Origin of the sequence: Arcicella rigui (assembly GCF_034929435.1) — a bacterium.
Lineage (GTDB): Bacteria > Bacteroidota > Bacteroidia > Cytophagales > Spirosomataceae > Arcicella > Arcicella rigui.
Window position 1 is genome coordinate 71,763 of the sequence record NZ_JAYFUM010000019.1, and the last position, 23,447, is coordinate 95,209.

19 protein-coding genes and 2 tRNA genes are annotated in these 23,447 nt (G+C 36.0%); 10 read left to right on the forward strand and 11 right to left on the reverse strand.

The features are described from left to right. Positions 1 to 16: 16 nt before the first annotated feature. Complete coding sequence (gene rpiA / locus VB248_RS15800; protein ID WP_323297768.1) at positions 17 to 706, reverse strand: ribose 5-phosphate isomerase A; 690 nt, start codon at positions 704 to 706, stop codon at positions 17 to 19. Positions 707 to 927: 221 nt separating this feature from the next. Here rpiA and VB248_RS15805 point away from each other — a divergent pair, with 221 nt between their 5' ends. The 3 genes from VB248_RS15805 to VB248_RS15815 all read left to right on the forward strand — a co-directional run bounded on the left by VB248_RS15805 (position 928) and on the right by VB248_RS15815 (position 3,252). Beyond that, on the forward strand, positions 928 to 1,365 hold the full coding sequence (locus VB248_RS15805; RefSeq protein ID WP_323297769.1) for a nuclear transport factor 2 family protein: 438 nt from the start codon (positions 928 to 930) through the stop codon (positions 1,363 to 1,365). A 155-nt stretch (positions 1,366 to 1,520) separates the two neighbouring features. Continuing rightward, on the forward strand, positions 1,521 to 2,018 hold the full coding sequence (locus tag VB248_RS15810; protein ID WP_323297770.1) for a hypothetical protein: 498 nt from the start codon (positions 1,521 to 1,523) through the stop codon (positions 2,016 to 2,018). Positions 2,019 to 2,058: 40 nt separating this feature from the next. After that, positions 2,059 to 3,252 (forward strand): DUF5009 domain-containing protein, encoded by a 1,194-nt coding sequence (locus VB248_RS15815; RefSeq protein ID WP_323297771.1) that lies wholly within the window; start codon positions 2,059 to 2,061, stop codon positions 3,250 to 3,252. A 37-nt stretch (positions 3,253 to 3,289) separates the two neighbouring features. Here the strand turns inward: VB248_RS15815 and VB248_RS15820 are convergent, their stop codons facing one another. The 6 genes from VB248_RS15820 to VB248_RS15845 all read right to left on the reverse strand — a co-directional run bounded on the left by VB248_RS15820 (position 3,290) and on the right by VB248_RS15845 (position 10,373). Continuing rightward, the gene (locus VB248_RS15820) at positions 3,290 to 3,976 is read right to left on the reverse strand and encodes a LytR/AlgR family response regulator transcription factor (RefSeq protein ID WP_323297772.1); all 687 of its coding nucleotides are present in this window, start codon (positions 3,974 to 3,976) and stop codon (positions 3,290 to 3,292) included. Positions 3,977 to 4,125: 149 nt separating this feature from the next. After that, positions 4,126 to 5,676 (reverse strand): sensor histidine kinase, encoded by a 1,551-nt coding sequence (locus tag VB248_RS15825; protein WP_323297773.1) that lies wholly within the window; start codon positions 5,674 to 5,676, stop codon positions 4,126 to 4,128. Positions 5,677 to 6,114: 438 nt separating this feature from the next. Further along, positions 6,115 to 6,567: an IS200/IS605 family transposase gene (gene tnpA / locus VB248_RS15830; protein ID WP_323297774.1), complete on the reverse strand. Its 453-nt coding sequence runs from the start codon at positions 6,565 to 6,567 to the stop codon at positions 6,115 to 6,117. Between the two features lie 637 nt (positions 6,568 to 7,204). Beyond that, positions 7,205 to 7,278, reverse strand: a tRNA-Arg gene (locus VB248_RS15835). A gap of 305 nt (positions 7,279 to 7,583) precedes the next feature. Continuing rightward, a complete protein-coding gene (locus VB248_RS15840) occupies positions 7,584 to 9,200 on the reverse strand; it encodes an ABC-F family ATP-binding cassette domain-containing protein (protein WP_323297775.1) in 1,617 nt (538 codons plus the stop codon). A gap of 189 nt (positions 9,201 to 9,389) precedes the next feature. After that, positions 9,390 to 10,373 (reverse strand): oxygenase MpaB family protein, encoded by a 984-nt coding sequence (locus VB248_RS15845; protein WP_323297776.1) that lies wholly within the window; start codon positions 10,371 to 10,373, stop codon positions 9,390 to 9,392. Between the two features lie 383 nt (positions 10,374 to 10,756). Between VB248_RS15845 and VB248_RS15850 the strand changes: the two genes are divergently transcribed. Continuing rightward, entirely contained in the window at positions 10,757 to 11,314 is a 558-nt protein-coding gene (locus VB248_RS15850; RefSeq protein WP_323297777.1) for an RNA polymerase sigma factor, read from the forward strand. Positions 11,315 to 11,319: 5 nt separating this feature from the next. Continuing rightward, entirely contained in the window at positions 11,320 to 12,771 is a 1,452-nt protein-coding gene (locus VB248_RS15855) for a hypothetical protein (protein ID WP_323297778.1), read from the forward strand. Between the two features lie 56 nt (positions 12,772 to 12,827). Here VB248_RS15855 and VB248_RS15860 read toward each other — a convergent pair. After that, a tRNA-Ser gene (locus VB248_RS15860) sits at positions 12,828 to 12,912 on the reverse strand. Positions 12,913 to 13,329: 417 nt separating this feature from the next. Here VB248_RS15860 and VB248_RS15865 point away from each other — a divergent pair. Together VB248_RS15865 and hemF are read left to right on the forward strand one after the other, a co-directional pair. After that, complete coding sequence (locus VB248_RS15865) at positions 13,330 to 15,915, forward strand: penicillin-binding protein 1A (protein ID WP_323297779.1); 2,586 nt, start codon at positions 13,330 to 13,332, stop codon at positions 15,913 to 15,915. 60 nt (positions 15,916 to 15,975) lie between these two features. Continuing rightward, positions 15,976 to 16,869: an oxygen-dependent coproporphyrinogen oxidase gene (gene hemF, locus VB248_RS15870; protein ID WP_323297780.1), complete on the forward strand. Its 894-nt coding sequence runs from the start codon at positions 15,976 to 15,978 to the stop codon at positions 16,867 to 16,869. Between the two features lie 20 nt (positions 16,870 to 16,889). On the opposite strand, the gene VB248_RS15875 is transcribed toward hemF, so the two are convergent. From VB248_RS15875 to VB248_RS15885, 3 genes are all read right to left on the reverse strand, one after another. Further along, entirely contained in the window at positions 16,890 to 17,339 is a 450-nt protein-coding gene (locus tag VB248_RS15875; RefSeq protein WP_323297781.1) for a helix-turn-helix transcriptional regulator, read from the reverse strand. A gap of 201 nt (positions 17,340 to 17,540) precedes the next feature. After that, positions 17,541 to 17,951 carry a hypothetical protein gene (locus VB248_RS15880; RefSeq protein ID WP_323297782.1) on the reverse strand — a complete coding sequence of 137 codons (411 nt, stop codon included), beginning with the start codon at positions 17,949 to 17,951 and terminating at the stop codon, positions 17,541 to 17,543. Positions 17,952 to 18,042: 91 nt separating this feature from the next. Further along, on the reverse strand, positions 18,043 to 19,137 hold the full coding sequence (locus VB248_RS15885) for an o-succinylbenzoate synthase (protein WP_323297783.1): 1,095 nt from the start codon (positions 19,135 to 19,137) through the stop codon (positions 18,043 to 18,045). 322 nt (positions 19,138 to 19,459) lie between these two features. On the opposite strand from VB248_RS15885, the gene lpxK reads away from it, so the two are divergent. The 3 genes from lpxK (at position 19,460) to miaE (ending at position 23,394) form a co-directional block, all read left to right on the forward strand. After that, positions 19,460 to 20,533, forward strand: coding sequence for a tetraacyldisaccharide 4'-kinase (gene lpxK, locus VB248_RS15890; protein ID WP_323297784.1), 1,074 nt, complete (start codon positions 19,460 to 19,462; stop codon positions 20,531 to 20,533). Between the two features lie 87 nt (positions 20,534 to 20,620). Further along, positions 20,621 to 22,636, forward strand: a complete 2,016-nt coding sequence (locus VB248_RS15895; protein ID WP_323297785.1) for a putative porin — start codon at positions 20,621 to 20,623, stop codon at positions 22,634 to 22,636. 140 nt (positions 22,637 to 22,776) lie between these two features. Beyond that, positions 22,777 to 23,394, forward strand: a complete 618-nt coding sequence (gene miaE, locus VB248_RS15900) for a tRNA-(ms[2]io[6]A)-hydroxylase (RefSeq protein ID WP_323297786.1) — start codon at positions 22,777 to 22,779, stop codon at positions 23,392 to 23,394. The last annotated feature ends 53 nt before the right edge of the window (positions 23,395 to 23,447 follow it).

The following is a 23,447-nucleotide window of genomic DNA, read 5'->3' on the forward strand; positions in this document are numbered from 1 at the left end:
TTTTAAATACAAAATATTATTTTTCAATGATGTTAATGCCTTCATTTCCAGCAATAATGGCTTTGGTGGCTAATCCATAAAAGAGTGAATGCTCTACTACTCCAGTCATCATTTGAATACTGCTGTTCACATTTGCCCAGTCTGGCACTGCTTTATAATACACATCTAATAAGTAATTACCATTGTCGGAAACAACTGCTCCATCTTTTTCTTTGGAAGTTCGTAAGCTCAATACTGCATTGGGGAATTGCTGAGTTAATTTGGCTGAAACAGTTTTTAATGCTTGTGGAAGAATTTCTATCACCACAGGATATTTTAAATCAAATTGTTTTACATACTTCTCATAGTCGCCAATCAAAATAAATTCTTTTGCCATAGTGGCCAAAATCTTTTCGTTGGTATGAATCCCACCGCCACTTTTTAAAGCATTAAGTTGAGAGTCGAATTGGTCGCAACCGTCGAAATAGACATCTATTTCAGAAAGATACGCAGTGGTTTGTACGTTAAGCCCTTTTTCAATCAATAAATTAGTGGTTTTGAAAGAGGAAGAAGTAAAAGTTAAGGCAGACGCTAAAGAACTATTTTCGGCAATGAGATTTACCAAATAGGCAATAGAAGTACCAGCACCCAAACCTATCACATTGCCTTTGAGGTGTCTCAAGGCTTCCGTAGCCGCTTGCATTTTATAATTTATTGGGTTTTCCATAAATGATTGATTTGATTAAAAAAATGATTTGAAGCTGTCGGCTAAACGAATTATTGATGTTTTAGCGTAATTTATCAGATTTTAGATAAAAATAAAACCCGATTTTATTATAAGTCCAATTGCTGATTTCAAAAAGTTCATTGCTAAGAACATAAATTTAATTTGGCTCATTACTAAATTAAATTTATATTTATTAAACAAAAATCAACCTGCCAAACGCTATGAAAAACTTTACTCTTCTTGTGGCTCTTTGGGCTTGTATTGCCTGCAACGCTTCCGAAAAACCAAGTACTACTGCTAATACTCACGAAGCTTTCATTCGACAATATTATGCTTATTTCAATCAGCATGATTGGGGGAAAATGGCAAATATGTACACCGAAACGGCTGATTTTAAAGACCCTTCGCTTGGAAAAGGCATCGTAAAACAAACTCGTGAACAAACCATTAAAAAGTACAGCGAATTAAGCCAAGCTTTTCCAGACCTTAGAGATTCCATCACCAATATTTATCCAGCAGGTGAAAAACATATTGTAGTAGAATTTATCTCAAGAGGTACTGCTCCAGATAAATCTACTTTTGAGTTACCCATTTGCACGATTTTTACTATCGAAAAAGGCTTGATAAGTAAAGACTTTACGTATTACGATAATTTTTGATATTTTCATGAATTACTCTAACTGAACTTGTCGAGTTATGGTTTAAGGTGCTGAATGATAATTGATTAAGATGCTTTAAACTGAAGATAATTTTGTATGATTACTTTATTCTGTGTTCTTATTTATCTTTTTTTTAAACGCTAAAAATTAAAACTATGTTTGGACTTACCTCTCTCGGAATCATTCATACTGCCATTAGCTTGGTGGCGGTAGCAACGGGTGCAATTTCCCTCATTCGCCAAAAAGAAATTGCTTGGGGCAATAGCATTGGCAATATCTATGTTATTACAACCATTCTAACTTGTTTGACAGGCTTTGGTATTTACCAACATGGAGGTTTTGGAAAACCTCATGTATTGGGAATTATTACTTTGCTGGTTTTAGGGTTGGTTTATTTGGCACAAAATAATAATTCGCCTTTTGGCAAGCTTTCGTTGTATATCGAAAAAATCGGGTACTCTATGACCTTCTTTTTTCATTTAGTACCAGGCGTTACTGAAACACTAACCCGACTTCCGATTGACAAACCTGTTGCCAGTAGCCCCGAAGACTCACTTGTTACTACTTTGGTAGGAATATGTTTTGTGCTGTTTGCTATTGGAGCAACGTTTCAAGCAGTAGCTTTGAAGCAAAAATTAAGTCAAAATACTTAAACAAACCTTTTTTAATCAATTCAATTTGTAGCTATTCGGTATGACAGAGATTAAGCGTATTGTATCAATGGATGTTTTCAGAGCATTAACAATGCTTTTGATGATTTTTGTAAATGACCTCTGGACTTTGAAAAATATCCCTCTGTGGTTGGAACACGCCGAAGCGAATCAAGATTTTTTGGGTTTGGCAGATACTGTTTTCCCTTGCTTTCTATTTATTGTGGGTATGGCTATTCCTTTTGCTATCAAAAACCGTATAGCAAAAGGAGATACGCCTTTGCAGTTGGTCAAGCATATTGTTACTCGTTCGCTTGCTTTGTTAATTATGGGCATTTTTACGGTAAATGTACCAGAAATCAATGCTCAGGCAACAGGTATGAGTAGCGAAGTATTTCAAATACTGATGGTAATGGGCTTTTTTCTTATCTGGAATGTGTATCCAAAAGCAGAGGCTTTTAAAAGTAAACTATTTTCAGGCTTGCAAGCTGTTGGTGTACTGATTTTATTGGGTTTAGCCTATATTTTTAAAGCTGGGCCAAATGATAAGTTGGTAGGAATGACAACCCAATGGTGGGGAATTTTAGGGCTAATCGGATGGACTTACCTTACCGCAGCCCTCATTTACTTATTTGCTTATCGAAAAACTTATTTATTGGTCTTGTGCTTTTTCCTTTTTAACCTTTTAGCAATAGCTGGACACGCAGGTTTCCTAACAAAAATTTGGGAAAATGGCCCTTCTGAATGGATTTTAGCGAATGGTGCTTTGTTTGCTTTTGCCTTTGCAGGAATGTTGGTAAGTATCACTTTAGAAAAATACTCAACGCTTTCTAATCAGTATTTGCTTGTTGGAGGCTATATTTTGATGGGTTCGGTACTGATTATGTTAGGTTTTGTAGCCAGACATTTCTTTATTATTTCTAAAATCCAATCTACACCAACGTGGGTTTTACTTTGTAGCGGTATCGCTCTTATCTTTTTTGCAATCATTTATTTTCTGGTTGATGTCAAAGGGAAATCCGCTTGGTTTAGTAGTATCAAAACCGCTGGTACAAGTACGCTTACTTGTTACTTAGTGCCGTATTGGTATTATAGTATTGCGAATTTATCAGGAATTTCCTTGCCTGATTTTTTGACTACTGGACTTGTAGGATTAATCAAATCTTTAGCTTACGCTTTTATCGTTATCGGTATAACGGCTTTACTTGGCAAGCTAAAGATTAAACTGAAAATTTGAGATTTCTTTTACTCGACTTGGAAAGTCGAGGTACTTACTATGTTTTCAATTTGTCTTTAATCAAAGACAGGCTTTCTTCGTAGGACGCTCCTATGGGAATTTCTGTGGCTTGAATAAAAACAGATTGTCGAGTGATTTTGCTTACTTTTTGATAAGCAATAATGTACGAACGATGTACTCTGACAAAATACTTTTCGGGTAAAATTTGAAGGGCTTCTATCATCGTTTGTCGGCTTAGAAGCTTTTTATTTTTCAAGAAAAAAGTGAGGTAATTGCCTTCGGCTTCGATATAAAGTATGTCGTCAAAAAACACTTTTTCTTCTTCATAACCTGTTTTGATAAAAATAAAATCTCGTTCATTTCCTTCTTTGCTTTCTTTGGCTGCCAGTGCTTTGTTGCAGGCTTTGGTAAATCTTGCCAAAGAAAAAGGTTTCAATAAGTAATCAATCGCATCCAATTCAAAACCCTGTACGGCGTATTCGGAATAGGCGGTAGTAAAGATAATCATGGGTACTTTCTGTAAGCAATGCACGAAGTCGATACCCGAAATATCGGGCATTTTGATGTCCAAAAAGATTAAATCGACTTTGTTGTTTTGCAAATAAGGAATGGCTTCAAAAGCATCCGTAAAAGAGGCTTTTAAGGTCAAAAAAGGAATTTTAGTCGCATGAAATTGTATGACTTCTAAAGCCTTTGGCTCGTCGTCGATGGCTATGGCAATCATTTTACGTGGTGAGTTGTGAGTGATGAATGGTGAATTTTTTGAAGTTGCTAAACGTGCTTTCGCTCTTCTTCCAATTTTCTTCCCTCTTTCATCTTGTATCTTTCATCTTTTGTCTTTCATCTTTTGTCTTTCTTCTTTTAATCACTAATCTACTGACCAATCCCCAAAGAAAGGGTCAATGATACAAAATAATCTTGTTCAGATTGTTGAATTTCTAAGGTATGTCTTTGTGGATAAATGAGTTCCAAGCGTTTTTGAACATTCTCTAAGCCAATGCCCGATTGCTTTTCTGTGTCATTTTCATTTTTAGGATGTAGCGAATTGTGTACTTTAAAATACAATTTTTGAGCATCAAAAGTAAGCGTAATATAAATCCAAGAGGGTTTTCTAAAACTAATGCCATGCTTAAAAGCATTTTCTACAAAAGGATTCAACAACATCGGTGCAATATAAATTTCATGGTCGAGCTGTTGGATATTTACACGAATCTCAATCTCATGCGATTCGTCCAAACGCATTTGTTGAATTTCGATAAAATTTTCTAAATATGCTATTTCCTTGCTCAAAGGAATACGCTCTTGATGGTTTTCGTGTAGCATAAATCGCATCATATCGCCCAATTTCTGAATGCCATTAGAGGTTTTTTCTGCTTCTTCTTTCAATGCCACTGCATACAAAGTATTCAGGGCATTAAACAAAAAATGAGGATTAATCTGCGAACGTAAAGTATCCAGTTCGGCTGATTTTTGGAATACTTTGCTCAGTAATTGTTTCTTTTCTTCAAAAAACAACCAACGAACAAGTGCTGTTGCAAAACCCAGTAAATGAGGTAAAATAAAAAAGCCAAAGAAAAAGCCTCGACTGGCAATTTTATGCCAAAGTAAATACAAAATGACGCTTAATAAAGTATATGTAAAAAGCCCCAAAAAAGGCACAACAAGCTCTTTTTGAACAGAATAATTGATTTTTGCAAAATATGGGATAACGATTTTAAAGAAAAAAAAATGTAGTGCCGTAATCAACAGTAATTGAAAAATGCCCACCATCAAGCCATTTAAACCCACAATAAGATTGGCTACTTTGCCAAAAAGGGAGAAAAAAGTAATGCCAAATACCGATACAATCCATATAAAATTGCTTAGGATTTTATGTTTGGCTTCTTGCTGTTTTTCATACAATTCGGCAGAATAATAGCATAGTTGAGCCACTACTTCATAAAAAGCGATGAGTATTAATACCGCAATGGTGTTGGTAAGTACATGCAGTTTTCTGTATAAAGAATAGACCATGAAACCTATTTCATTCCATTGTTCATCGTAGCGGAATCGCCAATAAAGCTTAAAATATCCATAAACGAAACTACCCAGAAGTGCTAATACTATCACCGAAACCCAAAGAACGATAGTAGTTGTATCAAAGCTTTTTTGCTTGATGGCTGGAAAAACAAAGAAATGAAAAATTGCCCAAGCCGCAGTAAAAAGTACTGCGGCGGCAATGGTGGGAAAAATGTTGTTGATGATTTGGTCGTAACTGGCTAAATCTGCCCAAATTACTTCATGAGGAATAACAATTTCAGCTCGTTGACCAATATCGTAATCAAAATCATTGGCAATGCCAATAAGTCGCCTAACAACATAGATGATGATGGCTAAGAGGATAAAAATAAATTCGTAGGGTCTGAATTTTTCGTGTGCGTTCATATCGTTTTTTTCATCAAAACTACATTACCGTTCAGAGGCAAATATAAAAATGTTATGAAATAAGCTGTTGCTGTGATGAAAAATGCTTTTAGCCTTTGCTGATGGATTACGCCCTTTCAGGGCGACATCCATCAGCAAGTGGAACGCCGCCCTGAAAGGGCGTAATCTATCAACACATGGCGGAGCCTTGTGCTACCGCCACACTGCGATGCCTATCTAGCATCCCACAGCCCTGTGGATGTGGCGTGTGGTTATGAGATATGGAAGACGTTTGTATGAATATGATAGTTCATGTTTTTCAATGGGCGATGCCCATTGTTGATGGATGTCACCCTTTCAGGGCTTTTGTTGGCTTCTTTCGATGGGCATTACCCATTGTTGGTATATTTACGCCCTTGCAGGGCTAAACTAAATGCTTTTTCTTTAACCCATAACCAGCTATTCCCAAACATATCGTTCATCAAATTCAACTTTATACTTTTTTAGAAATGCTCTGTATTCGTCTTGAAAGGTCTTTTTGCGGTGATGTTCATGTTGGTTTTTGATATATTGTACAACTACGTCTATTTGACTTGGATTCACCGAAAACGCTCCATAGCCATTTTGCCAATAGAAATTTTTTAACGATTCATCTTTGGTTTTCATCCATTTTGAAGCGTGAGATTTAAGCTCTTCTACCAATTTCATTAAGGCTATTTTTTTGGATAGCATACAAAGTATATGAATATGGTCAGTATATCCTCCAACAATGATGGGCTGACAATCTAATTTTTTGCAGATACCCCCTAAATAATGATGAAGTTCATTTTCGTAGGGCGGGTGTATAAGTGGCTGACGATATTTGGTACTAAATACAATGTGTATATAGTTTTTTACAAGTGATTGTCCCATATATAATAATTCGTTTAAGGTTAAAACTACAAATCAAAAATATACGCTGCATCTCAATCCTCCAAGCCCTGAAAGGGCATAATCTATCAACACATGGCAACGCCTTGTGCTACTGCTATACTCTCCCAAGCCCTGAAAGGGCGAAATCCCTTAGCACAGGGTAACACCCTGTGTTTTGTGGTTGCGGTGTATGGATGATGGTTCACGTTATGCGTTTTCAATGGGCGTTACCCATTGTTGATAGATTTTGCCCTTTGGGGGCTATGTGATTTATTTCAATGGGCGTTACCCATTGTTGATAGATTTTGCCTTTTTGGGGCTATGTGATTTATTTCAATGGGCGTTAACCATTGTTGATAGATTTTGCCCTCTCGGGGCTATGTCATTTATTTCAATGGGCGTTACCCATTGTTGATGTATTTTGCCCTTTCAGGGCTATGTGATTTATTTTCAATGGGCGTTACCCATTGTTGATGTATTTCGCCCTTTCAGGGTTATGTGATTTATTTCAATGGGCGTTACCCATTGTTGATGTATTTTGCCCTTTCAGGGCTATGAATATATTTTAAGTTCAATATACCGAAAAAGCAGAAAACAAAAAAGCCTTTACGCAATATGCGAAAAGGCTTTTTTGTTGTGGTCTCGTAGGGATTCGAACCCCAAACCTTCTGATCCGTAGTCAGATGCTCTATCCAATTGAGCTACGAAACCGTATTATTTAATTTGTTTCCCGTTGTTTGGGACTGCAAAGGTAGTAGGTTATTTTTCTAATCCAAAACAAAAAAGTAGAAAAATTCAAACTTTTTTGTAAGTTTCTGATTTTTAATAGTTTAAAAATAGACTTTTTTTTTACTGATTCAGAAGGGATAAAAAATTAAGTAAAAATACCTCACTAACCCAAGTAAGTGAGGTATTTTACATATTACCAAAAAAAATGTTGTGGTCTCGTAGGGATTCAAACCCCAAATTTCCTGATTTGTAGCTGCTGAAATCCGAAGACCGACATCCGAAATCAATTAATATATTTTCTCTTTCTGCTCTTTTACTTTAGCATCCGAAATATAGTCATCAAACGTCATCAACTTGTCTAAATAGCCTTTTGGTCCAATTTCAAGGATTCTGTTTGCTACTGTTTGCGTAAGTTGGTGGTCATGGCAAGTAAATAGGATTGTTCCTGTAAAATCAACCATTCCATTGTTCAAAGCAGTAATCGACTCCAAGTCTAAGTGGTTAGTTGGTTCGTCAAAAATGGCTACGTTTGCTCCCGAAAGCATCATTCTTGAGAACATACAGCGTTGTTTTTCACCCCCAGAAATAACCGTACATTTTTTCAAAGCTTCATCGCCTGAAAACAACATTCTACCCAAGAAACCACGAATGAAAGATTCATCTTTTTCAGCCGAATACTGACGTAACCAGTCAACCAAATTCAATGAACTATTTTCAAAATACTTGGCGTTGTCGTTTGGTAAATAAGACTGCGTAGTGGTTACTCCCCATTTAAAAGTACCAGCATCGGCTGTTCTTTCGCCCATAAGTATGTCGAACAAAGCTGTAATCGCCAAAGAATCACGAGAAAGTACCGCTAATTTGTCGCCTTTAGTTAAAGTAAACGACACATCTTTGAATAAATAACCACCTTCTGGATTTTTTACTGTTAAGCCTTCTACCGAAAGTAATTGGTCGCCTGCTTCACGTTCTGGCTTAAAGTTGATAAATGGATAACGTCTTGACGATGGCTTGATGTCTTCCACTTGTAATTTATCCAACATTTTCTGACGAGAAGTAGCTTGTTTTGATTTGGCTACGTTGGCAGAGAAACGACGGATAAATTCTTCTAATTCTTTACGTTTTTCGTCAGTTTTCTTGTTTTGGTCAGCACGTTGGCGAGCTGCTAATTGTGATGATTCGTACCAGAAAGTATAGTTACCACCATACAATTGGATTTTACCAAAATCTAAATCGGCAATGTGGGTACAGATATTGTCTAAGAAGTGACGGTCGTGAGAAACTACAATTACTGTATTTTTGAAGTTTGTCAAGAAGTTTTCTAACCACAAAATAGACTCGATGTCTAAGTTGTTGGTAGGCTCATCTAATAACAAAATATCTGGCGAACCAAACAACGCTTGTGCCAAGAGTACCTTTACTTTCTCAGAACCCGAAACGTCTTTCAATAAAGTATAATGTAAATCTTCTTTAATGCCCAAACCGCTAAGGAGTTGCCCCGCCTCTGATTCAGCTTCCCAACCATTCATTTCAGCAAATTCTGCTTCAAGGTCGGCTGCACGGTTTCCATCTTCTTCTGTGAAATCTTCTTTTAAGTAAATGGCGTCTTTTTCAACCATAATATCATAAAGACGCTTATTTCCCATAATCACGGCTTGCAAAACAGGCACATCTTCGTACTCGAAGTGGTTCTGTTTCAAAATCGACATACGTTCGCCCGGATTCATGCTTACTGAACCAGTCTGAGATTCGATTTCTCCTGATAAAATCTTTAAAAAAGTAGATTTTCCTGCTCCGTTTGCTCCGATGAGACCATAGCAGTTTCCTTCTACAAATTTGATATTTACTTCTTCAAAAAGTACCCGTTTACCAAAACGGAGTGAAACATTCGATACGTTTAGCATTATTGTTATGTAAATTATTGCTGTTGCGGTTCAGATAATTTTGGAATTATCTGTTTTTGAAAATGACAAAAAATGCTGATTTGTATTTACCAATCAGCCATTTGTTCTCAAAGATTTGCAAAATTACTACATTGACGGGAATTGACACGATAAGACCAAGATATTATTCCATTTAGCTTTCTGTAAAAATCAAGAAGGCTGTGCTTTGAATAATATTTGTGTAGGAATAAAAGGAATAATTTTACTTTCGATACTCTGAAAAGGAATTCCCAATAAATCTGCGATTTCGTCGCCCAACAAATAACGCATTTGAGCGGCAGGAAATGATTTTAATAATGGATTTGGAACAAAACTTTCGAGCGTTTGCAAGAGTGATTTTGTCAGTAATTTCCCTTCTTCTGAAGGACGAAACTGACGATTGGCAATTACTTTATCCAAAGTAAAAGCTTCTCTAAGATTCTGTGGAATCAATACTTCTTCAACGCCCATAATGTGGCTAATGATATTCCAAAGATGCAAGTAGGCTTCTTCTTCACTTTCGCTGGGTGTTTTTCCTGTTTTTCTAAGTCCACGAATCACAATGTACGAAAACGCACCGTTTGTGCCTGCCATATCTTCTTGGTTTACGGGTTTTCCCCAAGCCGTATTCCAAGTACCGTGAAATTCTGAGAAAAAACGAATGGCGGCGTGCATTAGTCTTACTTTTAGTATTTTACGAAAAGCCTTGCCGTTATGCCAGTTTTTTTCTTGCATTACCGTAAAAATAAATTCGCCTGTTTCCTCCAAACGTTTTAAAGTATCATTCTGAATCCTTTGTGATTTTGCTAATACTTTTGCTCCGTCAGCACCAGCGTAGCAATAAGGCAAAGCCAAACAAGCCAACATAATACCGATTCTTTCCTGATTTTCTTTGAAAAAATCCATGCCTTTTTGCATCTTTTTCCAATTGGCAAGGGCAGGTAATACGGGTTTTTGATTCACAAAATCGTTGACAAAACTCAAAGAGTACTCCGTTTCGTTGGTATTGAGCCACTTAAAAAAATCACGAAGACCAGCCATCTCAGTTTGCTGAAATACTTGTAGAATGATATTATCGGCGACTTCATCACCAGTTTGTCGAAGTCTGTCCATTAATTCATTCGAAAACGAGCGAGTGGGTTTTATGGGGTTCATTTTTTGGGGACTTTAGGATTTTGGACTTTAAGACTTTAGGATTTTTGATTTTGGGATTTGATGACTTTAAGACCTTGGGACTTTAAGATTTTATGATTTTGGACTTTATGAATTGTATTAAAGAAAACACAGGGATTAAGTAAATGTTTAGATATCTCAAGAATCTTAATTCTCAAAGCTCTAAAGTCTTCAAGTCCTAAAGTCCTCAAATCCTAAAGTCCAGAAAAATTCTCTTTAAGCTAACCCACCATTTCCTTTAAATTTCCATCTTATCTTTAGAAAACAAAATATTTGCTTTATTACGAGAATGGGGATTTTTACAAAAAAAACTTAAACATTTTTTTGATTCCAAAACTCCGAATCGCTACGGTGAACCGTTCTCAATGCAGCACACTGAAATTATGCCTGATAAACTTTCATCATATATTGAACAATTTCAAAAAGGGAATCCTCTTGTTTTCGAGAAGATTTACCAAGCGATGTCTCCAAAAATGTTTGGTGTTTGTTTGCGATATGCCGCTGACAAAGAACAAGCAAAGGACATTTTACAAGAAAGTTTTATCAAAGTTTATCATCAACTCAAAAATTTTAGACACGAAGGTTCTTTTGAAGGATGGGTCAAAAAAATCGTAGTCAATACCGCTTTAGAGTATTTCAGAAGTAAAGCAAAGTGGAAAATTGAGACGATTGAAGACAACGACGAGGTTTACGAAATAGAAAGCGAAGACGATATTGTAGGCTACCTGAGTAAGCAAGAAATTTTACTGATGATTCAAGAACTACCGCCTTCTTATAGATTAGTGTTCAATTTATATGTTTTTGAAGGATTGAAACACAAAGAAATTGCCGAGCAATTAGGCATTGGCGAAGGTACTTCAAAGTCGAATTTGGCAGATGCCAGAAGAATTTTACAGAAAAAATTATCAGGAGTAACGAAATAAAGACAATGGAAAATAACGAAGAACATACTTTAGATAGCTTTTTTAAAAAGTCGCTTGAAAATCAAGATTTTATTCCACCCGCAAATCTTTGGGAAAATATTGCTGCTGAGACAATTCAAAAAGAAAATAAAAAAATAAAACCTATGATAAAGTACCTCTTTTTTACCGCAGGATTTTTGCTGATTTCCGCTTTAATATTTTTGGGAATCAATAAATCGACTTTTGTAGAAGCAAATCATATTGCTCAGAAGGCTGAAATTGTGTCAAGCACAAGTATTTCAAACAAGCCACAGTCAATATTAAAGAAAGAAAATATCAGCCAACAAAATCCATTAAATGAAACTCAAAAACCGATAAGTATTGAAGTACCGACTTTTTCAAAAGCAAAACCAACTGAGCCAAAAGGTATAAAACCAATAAATGATGAAAAGCTCAGTAATGAAGCTTATTCGTCATCAGCAATACTTGAACAAGAACCTAAAAGTAGTAATGTAAAACTCAAGGAAATAAAGCATAAAGATTTAATATTGAGAGATTTATCAGCTATTTTTAAAGAAAAACTAACTAATAAAGTTCGACCAATTGATACGCTAAATGATGAAATTTTTGAAGAAGAATCTGAAAAGAAAGGCTCAAAATTTAGTTTAAAGCATCCAATTATTAGTTTTGACTATGGTTTGATGACGAATGATGTTACTTATAAATCTGACAATTACTCTCCGAAAACGGCTATTTACCCTGATAAAAGCTCAAGTACAGGTTTAAGGGCAAGTATTGCATGGAAGATTTCTGAAAAATCAAGAATGGGAATTAGTCTGGGCTACAACCGCTATAATCTTGGCGAACCTTATGTCAGTTTACCTGCATGGAGTAGTGCTTTAGGAATTCAGACAGCTACCTATAATATCAAAAATGCAACACCTTATTATAGTACTGTGATGGCATTGGGTACGGTAAATATTCCAGTGGAAAAATTTGAAGGTTTACCAACAAAAAAACCAAACCAATTAGATAGTACCCGACAAATGATTGCTTTGGATAATCATCGAATGACTACGATAAATCTTGCTATTAGCACCCAGCATGATGTTGTCAGTTTACAAAGTAAAAAGAGCAAGTACTTAAACTTAAAAATATACAGTATTGCAGATTTTAGTTTTCAGCGACAAATCACGTATCAGTATGCTGGTACAGATGCACTTTCATTACTGTCATCTTCATCTCAAGTGGCACTAAAGGGAAGAATCACTTATGAAAGTAAGCATCTTGAAAATGCCTCTGATTTTATATTTGGCGTAAGGGTAGGCGTAGGTTTACGTTGGCAGTTCTCTCCAACTTTGGGTTTTCATGTAGAAGGCACTACACAAAATTCCTTTAATTCATGGGTGAAAAACCAAGAAGTAAATACTTATTTAAGAAACAACGGGATTAATTTGGGGATAAATCTTAGTTTGTAGGAAGGGACATAAACAAAAAAAGTCTTATTTGTTAAGGATAAGACTTTTAGTTTTTGTAGAGAGTGAGGGATTCGAACCCCCGGACCTGTTACAGTCAACAGTTTTCAAGACTGCCGCAATCGACCACTCTGCCAACTCTCTTCGTTTTTGATGATGCAAAATTAGTACTTTCATTCTTGTTCTGCAACTTTCTCGCAAAAAAAAATCAAAAATCTCTAAAAGTTTTTTGTCAATGCTTGATTTTCAGTAAGATAATTTTCAAAAAAAATAGGCTTTGTTTTTGTGAAAATACTTCTTTGGCTCGTTTAAATGGCTATTTGTGAAAAATTCCCTCTTATTTTCTGATTAGTATTTTAGAAAATTCATTCCTAAACATGATTTTATTATCTGTTTGGGTTAAATGATTGTTAAGATTTGTAGAAGGATTATTTCCAACAAGAGAGAATTACTCTTCAATGAGGATTCTGAGCAATTTTCTATCCTTTTATACTCTTTATTCTAAAACTTTTGTCGTAAATTGTCACCTATTTTAGTTTGATAAAAAAGTATATGACGGATATGATAAAACAACTTATTCAAAATCTTAGTATTACCTTACGTTCTGTTCTTGTGAAGACGATGCACCAACTTTGGCTTCTACTCGACAAATTGTTGGTATTGATATTAGGAGAAGAGAAAGTAGCTAATTTTTACAAAAGTCTTGATAACCTAAAGGCTTATCTTTCAAATGTCAAACAAAGTATCGACCAAAGCTTCGATAAAGAATCTGCCTACTATCGTCCTATTAAAACTCTTTGGAAATCTTTTGCATGGACAGTTTTTGCAGGAGTATTTTATTTATTCTGTATTCAAACTAACTTTTTGTGGCTGACGGGCGAAATGCCTTCGGTAGGTGAACTTCAAAATCCTAAGCTGTCGCAATCTTCTGAAATCTATTCAGAAGATGGTGTTTTAATGGGAAAATTTTTCCAAGAAAACCGTACCCCTGTAAAAAACTATAAAGACCTTTCTCCTTACTTAGTTAAAGCTTTAGTGGCTACTGAGGATGCTCGTTTTTATCAACATTCTGGTATTGATTTCAAAGCTACTTTTGGTGTAGTTGCTGGTATTTTAAGAGGAGCAAGCGAACGTGGTGGAGGAAGTACTATTACGCAACAATTAGCCAAAAATTTATTTAAAACCCGTAAAAAACAAGGCATTTCTAAAAAAGGTCTTTTTGGTTATGTACCTGTTTTAGGAAAATTTGTCATCAAAACAAAAGAGTGGCTAACGGCTATCAAACTGGAGCGTTATTATACAAAAGAAGAAATCATTCTTTGGTACTTAAATACAGTGGATTTTGGAAGTAATTCTTTTGGTATTAAAGTAGCCGCCAAAACATATTTCAATACTTCGCCAGACAGTCTGAATGTGCAAGAAGCTGCTGTGTTGGTAGGGATGCAAAAAGCTACAAGTACTTATAACCCAAGAAGAAATTACGAGAAATCTTTAAAAAGAAGAAATACGGTACTTTCGCAAATGGTAAAGTATGGATATTTAGGAAAGGTTGAATTTGATTCATTATCAAAATTACCGATTGCCCTAAAAGTGAATGAAGAGTCGCCTTATGATGGTTCAAGTAATTATTTCAAAACAGCCTTGGCAAAGGCACTTCGTGAGTGGGCTGATACCAGCGATGTAGATTTGGATTTGTACAGAGATGGTTTGAAAATTATTACAACGATTGATTCAAGAATGCAGGTTTATGCCGAAGCTTCTGTACAAGAAGGAATGCGTTCTTTACAACAAACTTTTGATAATCACTGGTCGGGTAAAAATCCTTGGACAGACGAAAAAGGAAATGAAATTCCCGGATTCATTGATACCGTAGCCAAAAGAACAAGCTATTATAAAGCATTAGCAGCTAAATATAAAAATAACCAAGACTCCATTTGGTATTACATGAAAAATGTAAAACGTAAAATGTGGGTGTATTCAAGAAATGGCTCTGGTGAAGAACAAATGACCATGAGTGCCTATGACTCTATCGCTTATTACAAAAAGTTCTTGCAAGCGGGTATGATGAGTATGGACCCTTTTACAGGCCATATCAAAGCTTGGGTAGGTGGTTTAGATTTCCAGTACTTCAAATACGACCATGTTAATCAAGGGCGTCGTCAGCCGGGTTCTACTTTCAAGCCTTTTGTTTATACTACGGCTATTGATGGACCAAAAGATATGTCGCCTTGTACACAAATTACCGACGAACCATTTGAGATAGAAGTAGAAGAAAAAGGTGAGAAAAAAATCTGGCGACCGCACAATGCCGATGGGCGATATTCGTATGCAAGAATGTCGTTGCGACGTGCAATGGCTCGCTCGATTAACTCTTGTGCCGCCAAACTTACTGCTGATGTTGGTGCAGACTCTGTGGTGTATTATGCTAAAAAAATGGGAATCAAAAGTCCTTTGTCGGCTGTGCCTTCAATTGGTTTAGGTTCAAAAGACGTTACTTTATTTGAAATGGTAGGAGCTTATGGCTGTTTCTTGAATGAAGGAATGTACACACAGCCAATGTTGGTAGTAGAAATTCGTGACAGAAACGGTAAAACAATTCATACTTTTGAACCCGAACGTCATCAAGCAATTAGAAAAGAATCTGCTTTATTGATGCGATATATGCTTGAAGGTGGTTTAGAAGAACAAGGAGGAACATCACAGAATTTATGGTCGTTCAAGGATTTATTTGATGGAAAAGACCGTTACAAATCTCGTTTTGCAGGAAAAACTGGTACTACTTCAAACCATTCAGATGGCTGGTATATGGGGCTAACCAGTAATTTAGTAACGGGTACTTGGGTAGGTGGCGACGACCGTTCGATTCACTTCCGAAGTGGGGCTTATGGGGAAGGCTCGAAAACTGCCTTGCCACTGTTTGGGCGATATATGTCTAAAATTGTCAAAGACCCTACGCTGGAGGCTTACCATCCTGTACCGTTTGAAAAGCTCGACCCTAAACGGATTAGCAAACCGTTTAACTGTACTGCTGCGTATGTACCTTCAACAGATTCAACAAGTAATGATAGTTCTTATGTAGGTTCGGATTCATTGGCACCGGTTCGTCCTTCTTTTGAGAGCAAACCAGATTCTTCTGGTATCAATTAATGATAATACTTACGTCAATCTCATACGAGATTGACGTTTTAATAATTACCAAAAATGATTATGACTAAAGAAAACATTTCTACTTACTTTCAAGGTTTGCAAGATGATATTTGCAAAGCTTTAGAAAGTGCAGATGGAAAGGCAACTTTTCATGAAGATAACTGGCAACGTGAAGGCGGTGGCGGTGGCAGAAGCCGTGTGATTCAAGGTGGAAATGTAATTGAAAAAGGCGGTGTAATGTTTTCGGCTGTTTGGGGCGACCTTCACGAAAAAATGCTGGCTTCGATGGGACTTACCGAAAAAGTAGATTTTTTTGCTACGGGTGTTTCTATCGTTATTCACCCTAATAGCCCTAAAGTACCCATTATTCACATGAATGTTCGTTACTTCCAGATGTCGAACGGTACTTATTGGTTTGGTGGAGGTATAGACCTTACGCCGCATTATGTAGTAGAGGAAGATGCTGTTTGGTTTCATCAATACCTCAAAAAAGTTTGTGATGAACACGACGAAACGTATTATCCAAAATTCAAAACTTGGGCTGATGATTACTTCTTCAATACACATCGTAATGAAACTCGTGGTATTGGGGGAATATTTTTTGATTATCAAAAACCCCATGAAAACAGAAATAAAGAAGATTTATTCGCTTTTGTAAAATCAGTAGGAGAGGCTTTTGCCCCCATTTATACTCATTTTATGAATAAGAATAAAGATTTGCCTTTTACCGAGACTGAGAAAACATTCCAAATGCTTCGTCGTGGACGTTATGTAGAATTTAATTTGGTACATGACAGAGGTACAAAATTTGGCTTGGAAACTAACGGTAGAACGGAGTCAATCCTGATGTCGATGCCACCGATGGCTCAGTGGGTTTATGATTATAAAGCCGAGAAAGACTCAGAAGAAGCGAAAACTTTAGGGCTATTACGAAAAGGAATTAATTGGGTTTAGAGGATTTCTCTAAACCTTTTTTATTTTTTAGTACTTAGTTTTTCTTCCAGCAACAAAATCTGAATCTGTAAAGATTTTATTTCAGAGCTTTTGCTTTCCAATAATTGTTTCAATAATTGTAGTTGCACTTCCAAACCTTCTACTTGTTGATGAAGTAATTTATTATGAAACTCCAATTGCTTGATAGGAGTACTCAAATCATTATCGTTTGTAGCAAGTTTTTTTTCTTCCTGACTTTGTTTTAATTCTTCTACCGAAATAACAGAAAAGTCGAGGTTTTGTAAATTATCAAGGTTGATACCGAAATGAAGGCAAATCGCCTCACAAACATCCAAAGAAGGGAAAGTATGACCATTTTCATAATCAGACAAAGCACTCTTGCTCACATTTAGGATTTTCCCTAAAGCTTCTAAAGTCAACTTATTTCTTTTTCTCAGAATTCTGAGATTGGCACTAAACTTACTTTCCATTCAATCTTGTGTATTTATATCGCAATTTAATTATTTATTGAATTCAAGAAATTCATTTTATCAACCAAGCCGATAATGATATTAAAACCAGAAAGGTCTCCGCAAAACCTTTCGCAGAGACCTCATGGATATTCTTTTAATCAAATAAATGAATTGTAAAATCTCATTCAATTAAGTGCTATCAGACTCAACAAGTATGGCTTACTCAGCATCTGCCGACCATACAATTTTTTTCTTTTTACCCACTACTAAAACTACACGAGTAGGGCTTGGTAAAAGTAATAATCTTGCATTGGCAATTGGGTTTTCTTCTAATTCTACTTCTACGCCAGCATCCGCACCTACTTCTATTCCGCCGTCGCTGGTTTCTTTGAAAGAGCGTGCCAAATAAGCTGTTGGTAACAACACATCAGATTCTGGGCAATACTCTTTGTGAATTACTTGAAGAATATTTTCTAAATAATCACCGTATTTATCATTAAAATCGTCTTCTAAATCGTGAAGTGCTTCTTCTACATCGTCATAATCACGGTGGTCGTAGCCCATTTGGCTTAACGCAATTCTTTTTTCAAACAAAGAAAGAAGCTCTTTATCAAGTTCTTGAATATTCATTGAATTAAATTTTGTAATTAAGAATGATACAAAATTGCAAAGTCCTGACTTGAATCTCAAATTTATCTTTAAAAATTTCTTACAGAATAAATTAAATCAAAAACTGCAAAGGTGCTAAATCCCAAGCATTTTGAGGGTTATGTCTAATTTTTCCTTCGTTAATTTCTAAAGGTGAAGCAATGTTGTTGTGATACAATTGCCCCGTTCCAAGTCCTTGTGGAAGTGGATTGTTAAATTCTGCCGTGAATTGTGTAATGGCATTAAGCCCCACATTCGATTCTAAAGCGGAGGTCATCCACCAACCAATTTTCAGGCGATTCGCATTTTCAATCCATTCTCTACATTGCTGAAATCCGCCTACCAATGTTGGTTTCAGAATAATGTATTGCGGCATGATTTTTTTCAAAAGCCTGTACTTGTCGGTATATTCCCGAACGCCAATCAATTCTTCATCTAAAGCAATGGGTACTGGCGTAATTTGGCAAAGTTCTGCCATAAAACTCTCGTTACCTTGGCGAATGGGCTGTTCGATAGAATGTAATTGATATTCCGAAAGTCTTTTTAGTTTTTCTACCACTTCTGCTTGCGAAAAAGCACCGTTGGCATCAACTCTCAGCGTAATTTGTTCTGCAGAGTAACTCTTGCGAATATAAGCCAGCAAATCACACTCTTTCTCAAAGTCTATCGCACCCACTTTCATCTTGATTGTATGATAACCTGCTTCCAGTTTCTGGTCGATTTGTCTGAGCATAAAATCTTTGTCGCCCATCCAAACCAGTCCATTAATATCAAGTTGGCGTTCTGCTCTGGCAAAAGCATTGTTGAATACTTTGCGTTTTCCGCCATTCATTAAATCGAGCATGGCGGTTTCAAAACCAAAAACTACCGAAGGAAAAGATTTATCTAATACTTGTTCAAGAATGATATTAAGATTCCAAGGATATACTTCTAATTCGAGTGTATTGAAGTTTTCGCAAATACCAAGTAGTTGGAGTTCAAAGTCGGGGCGGTCGTCGATACTTAGTCCTTTTAGCGGAGCACATTCGCCCAAACCAAAAACCGAAGGATTTTCAGAATCAAAAATCTTAACGAAGTAGCTATCTTTGTGCGTAAGCACACCCCGAGACGTTCCAGCCTCGAATTTAAAATCAAGTGTATATTTTGCAAAGACAGCTTTAAGACTCATTTTCTGGTAAGCCCAATAATTTTATAAGAAATTTTTACTATTGTTGTTTGCCAAAATGCTAAATTCTGAGCAAGTATTTATCGACAATCGCTTGACAGCGTGCGTATTAGTAACAGTGAAAAGCTTTTAAGCAAGAATTATGCCTCGTTAAAGTTTCTTAAAAGGGATTTGAAATTAGTAAAAAGTCAGAACTCTTTATGAATTTTACCAAGTAAAATTTTAATTTTTATTACACATTCTAATTTTCTTCATTTTTAGCTTTCAAAAAAATGCTGCTTTCGATTGGTTTTGTAGCCTTTTTTTGAAAAATATTCGGTAATATATGTCAGGTATTCATAGTATTTTACGCTTTATTCTTTTGCCATTTTCGCTACTTTACGGATTAATTACTGATGTACGAAACTTTTTGTATGATAAAAATATCTTTCAGGTGACGGTTTTCGATAAAGTAATTATTAATGTCGGAAATTTAACCGTTGGCGGAACAGGAAAAAGCCCACACGTAGAGTATTTAATTCGTTTATTATATCCCAAATTTCATTTAGTAAGTCTCAGCCGTGGTTATGGACGCAAAACCAAAGGCTTTATCATTGCTGACCAATCGGCAACTGCCGAAAGTATTGGCGACGAACCTATGCAATTTCACCAAAAGTTTCAAAATGAAGTACAAGTAACTGTTGGCGAAAAACGTGCTGAGGCACTGACTAAAATATACGAAAAGTTACCTTTTACAGACATCGTGATTTTGGATGATGCTTTTCAGCACAGAGCCGTAAAAGCTTCTTTGAATATTGTACTGATGGATTTTTCAAGACCTATTTATGAAGATTTCACTTTTCCTGCTGGTCGCCTCCGTGAACGCCGACATGGAGCAAAAAGAGCCGATATTTTGATTGTGACCAAATGTCCAAACGATTTATCAAAGACAGCACAAGAGCAAATTCAGCATCAATTGAAACCTTATTTAAAAGCAACAACGCCCATTTTCTTTACAGGAATTCAGTACTCTACACCGAAGCCTTTGTTTGAAAACACAAGTAAAGCTTTTTCAAATACACTTTTGTTAGTTTCGGGTATTGCGAATCCAAAACCTTTTGAAGCATATTGTCGGAAACAGTTTAGAGTAATCAAGCATTTGACTTTTAAAGACCATCATCTTTTTACAGAAAAAGATATTCCTGAAATGGTTGATACTTTTAAACATATCCAAAGCGAAGAAAAGGGTATTTTAATGACAGAAAAAGACATGGTAAAATTTAAGAAATTCATTAAACATGAAGCTTTGCAAGAAATACCGCTCTTTTATTTGCCCATTGAAATCTATTTTTTGAATCAAGCTCAACAAGAATTCAATGACTTAATTTTGCAGCATATCAGCACTGAGAGTAATCCTTAAAAATTATTTAATGTTGAAACCTCTTCTGTAAAGTCAATCTTGCGAATAGACTTTACCGCTTTCACCTTTTTTGATTAATTTTGTATCGTGAATTTTAAAAGATATATCCTGACTTTCTTCGGACTTCTTATTTCAGAAGTCTTATTAGCTCAAATTTCCAGCGATTTTGGTACTGGAAATTCGACAAACAATACTTTCCCCAAAACGAACAGTACCACTACTACCGCCAAAAAAGGCAGTAGAAGAGGTGGACTGGATGATTCTACCAAGGTAATTTATGGGCCAACTTCCACAAAGTACTTTTTGGAAGAAGATGTTTTCAATAATAGAAAGAAACTTTATACCATCGACACCACTTTGGGCGAAGGACATAATTTTAATTTTGTTCAGCGAAACCGTAATCTCTATCAAGATTTAGGAAATATGGGAACGGCGATTCGTCCTATTTTCTTTAAAGCTCCCGAGCAAATCGGTACAATGCTGGGCTACGATGCGTATTCACTTTATTCTTTCAAACCCAACCAAGTACGCTATTATAATACTCGTTCGCCCTTTTCAAACTTGGTGTATGTAACAGGCGGAAACGAACAAGATTTACTTCAATTTGAACTCAGTAGAAACGTAGATTCTCTTTGGAATTTTAGTATCAATTTACAAAGAATTGTAGGAAATAAGCAGTTGGTTAGCTCTACTTCAAGTTCAAACAAAAATGCAATGGGTCATTGGGATTTTATGGTGCATACCAATTATCAAACCCGCAACAAGAAGTATCAATTATTGGCTTATGCCAATTTATCCGATCATAATTCTAATGATGAAGGTGGCGTATTACCACAAGGAAGAACTTATGATGTAATACTTCAACAAAGTAACAATGCCTCCATTTTAGCAAATGCTGCTACAAGAGATAAATTTTACAATCTTCATCTATATCACGAATACGTTGGCTACAAGGCTTTTCAAGTATATCAAGTACTTGATTTTCAGACCCGAAAAGTACAATTCAGAGACCCAGATTATGTAGCAAACTGGACAAGTGGCTTTTATCCAATTGCTTATGATACTTTAGGGAAAGCTTCACGCTACACAACCGATGCCACAGTAACCAACAAAATGAAGTTGGATTCGCTTTACAACGAAAATAGTTACAGCATTTTTGAACATAAATCTGGTATCAAAGGCTTTTACAGAGGTTTTAATTATCGTTTGCATTTACGTCAGCGTTTCTTTGGTTTTAGTAATCCATTGTATAATTATAGCATCAATAAAAACGAAAACTTCTTGGGCGTTTGGCTGAATCAGTACTTCAAAGACAGCACAAGAGCTTTTGCAGAAGTCGAGTATTTGCTAACAGGAAGTGATTTTAAACTCAATGTTGAATTTCAAGGAAAGTGGCTTAATATTGGCGGAAAAGCCATGTCCACATCGCCAACTTTGGTGCAACAGGTAATGTTCAACGATGGATTTCGATGGGATAAAAACACAAGTTCTTTCGTCACTACTTCGGGCATTAGCAATAATATGCAAACTTATACGGCTTATGCTTCGGCGAGTCCGAAGTTTGGGAATTTAGTCCTTCGTCCCAGTGCTGATATTACTTTAATCAATAGTTATATTTATTACGATACTTTGGCATTTGTAAAACAAGCCAGTTCGGACATTGGTATTTTTAGAGCAGGCATGGGCTTGGATTGGAAAAAAGGAAGATTTTCGACGACCAATCAATTGTATTTAACCACTACAACTGGCCCAGATGTAATCAGAATTCCGAAGATATTTGCTAATTCACGTTTGGCATTTGATTTATTGTACAAAAAGAAACTCTTTATTCATACAGGTTTAGAGCTTCATTATAAATCAAATTATTATGCTGATGGCTATATGCCAGCCATTCAGCAGTTTCATTTGCAAGATACTCAGCTTATCAAAGGCTATGTACAAGCTGATGTTTTTGCCGATATGCGAATCAATAGAGTACGTTTATTTGTCAAATTTGCTAATGTAGCACAAGGAATTTTAGGAAATGGCTATTACGCAGCCCCCGGTTTCGCAGGAATGGGCAGAACATTTGGCTTTGGCTTGCAGTGGTTGCTTTTTGACTAATTAGTGAATGAGTAAATTGTGAATTAGTGAGTTGCTTTTTTAATTACTATTCAATAATTATCAATTTTATAATCACGACTCTCTAAATCACAAATTAAAAAAATCACTAAATCACCACTCACAATTCACAATTTCAAAATATGACCAACGAACAAAAACAATACGCTACAAAAACGATGTTAGGTTTAAAACTCCCAACTGACCCACGTTGGGTAAATATTGCCGAAAAAAATATTGAAGAAATCTTAATCGACCACGCTTATTGCGAGCAGAAAGCGGCTTCGTCTTGTATTTCACTAATCATTCAATTTCCTGAAAAAGAAAAACTCAGAGAAGTATTGATGCCTGTGGTTTCGGAAGAATGGGCTCATTTTAGAATGGTGATTAAAGAATTAGATAAACGTGGCTTGGCTTTGGGGAATCCTCGCAAAGATTTATATATACATCAATTATATGAAGGGATGCGTCGTGGTGGTTCTCGTGAAGAACAATTGGGTGAAAGATTATTTATGAATGCCCTCATTGAAGCTCGTAGTTGCGAACGTTTTAGATTACTTTCTTTAGAAATTTCAGATGTAAATCTCAGAGAATTTTATCATGAATTGATGATTTCGGAAGCGGGACATTACGTCAATTTTATCGACCTTGCCAAAGAGTACTTGCCTGAAACTTACGTTAAACAACGTTGGAATGAATGGCTGGAAATGGAAGCAAATATTATGAAAAATTTGGAGATGAGAGGGGATAGGGTGCATTAAATTGAGGACTTTAGGATTTTGAACTTTAAGACTTTAGGACAAAAGATTTTTTA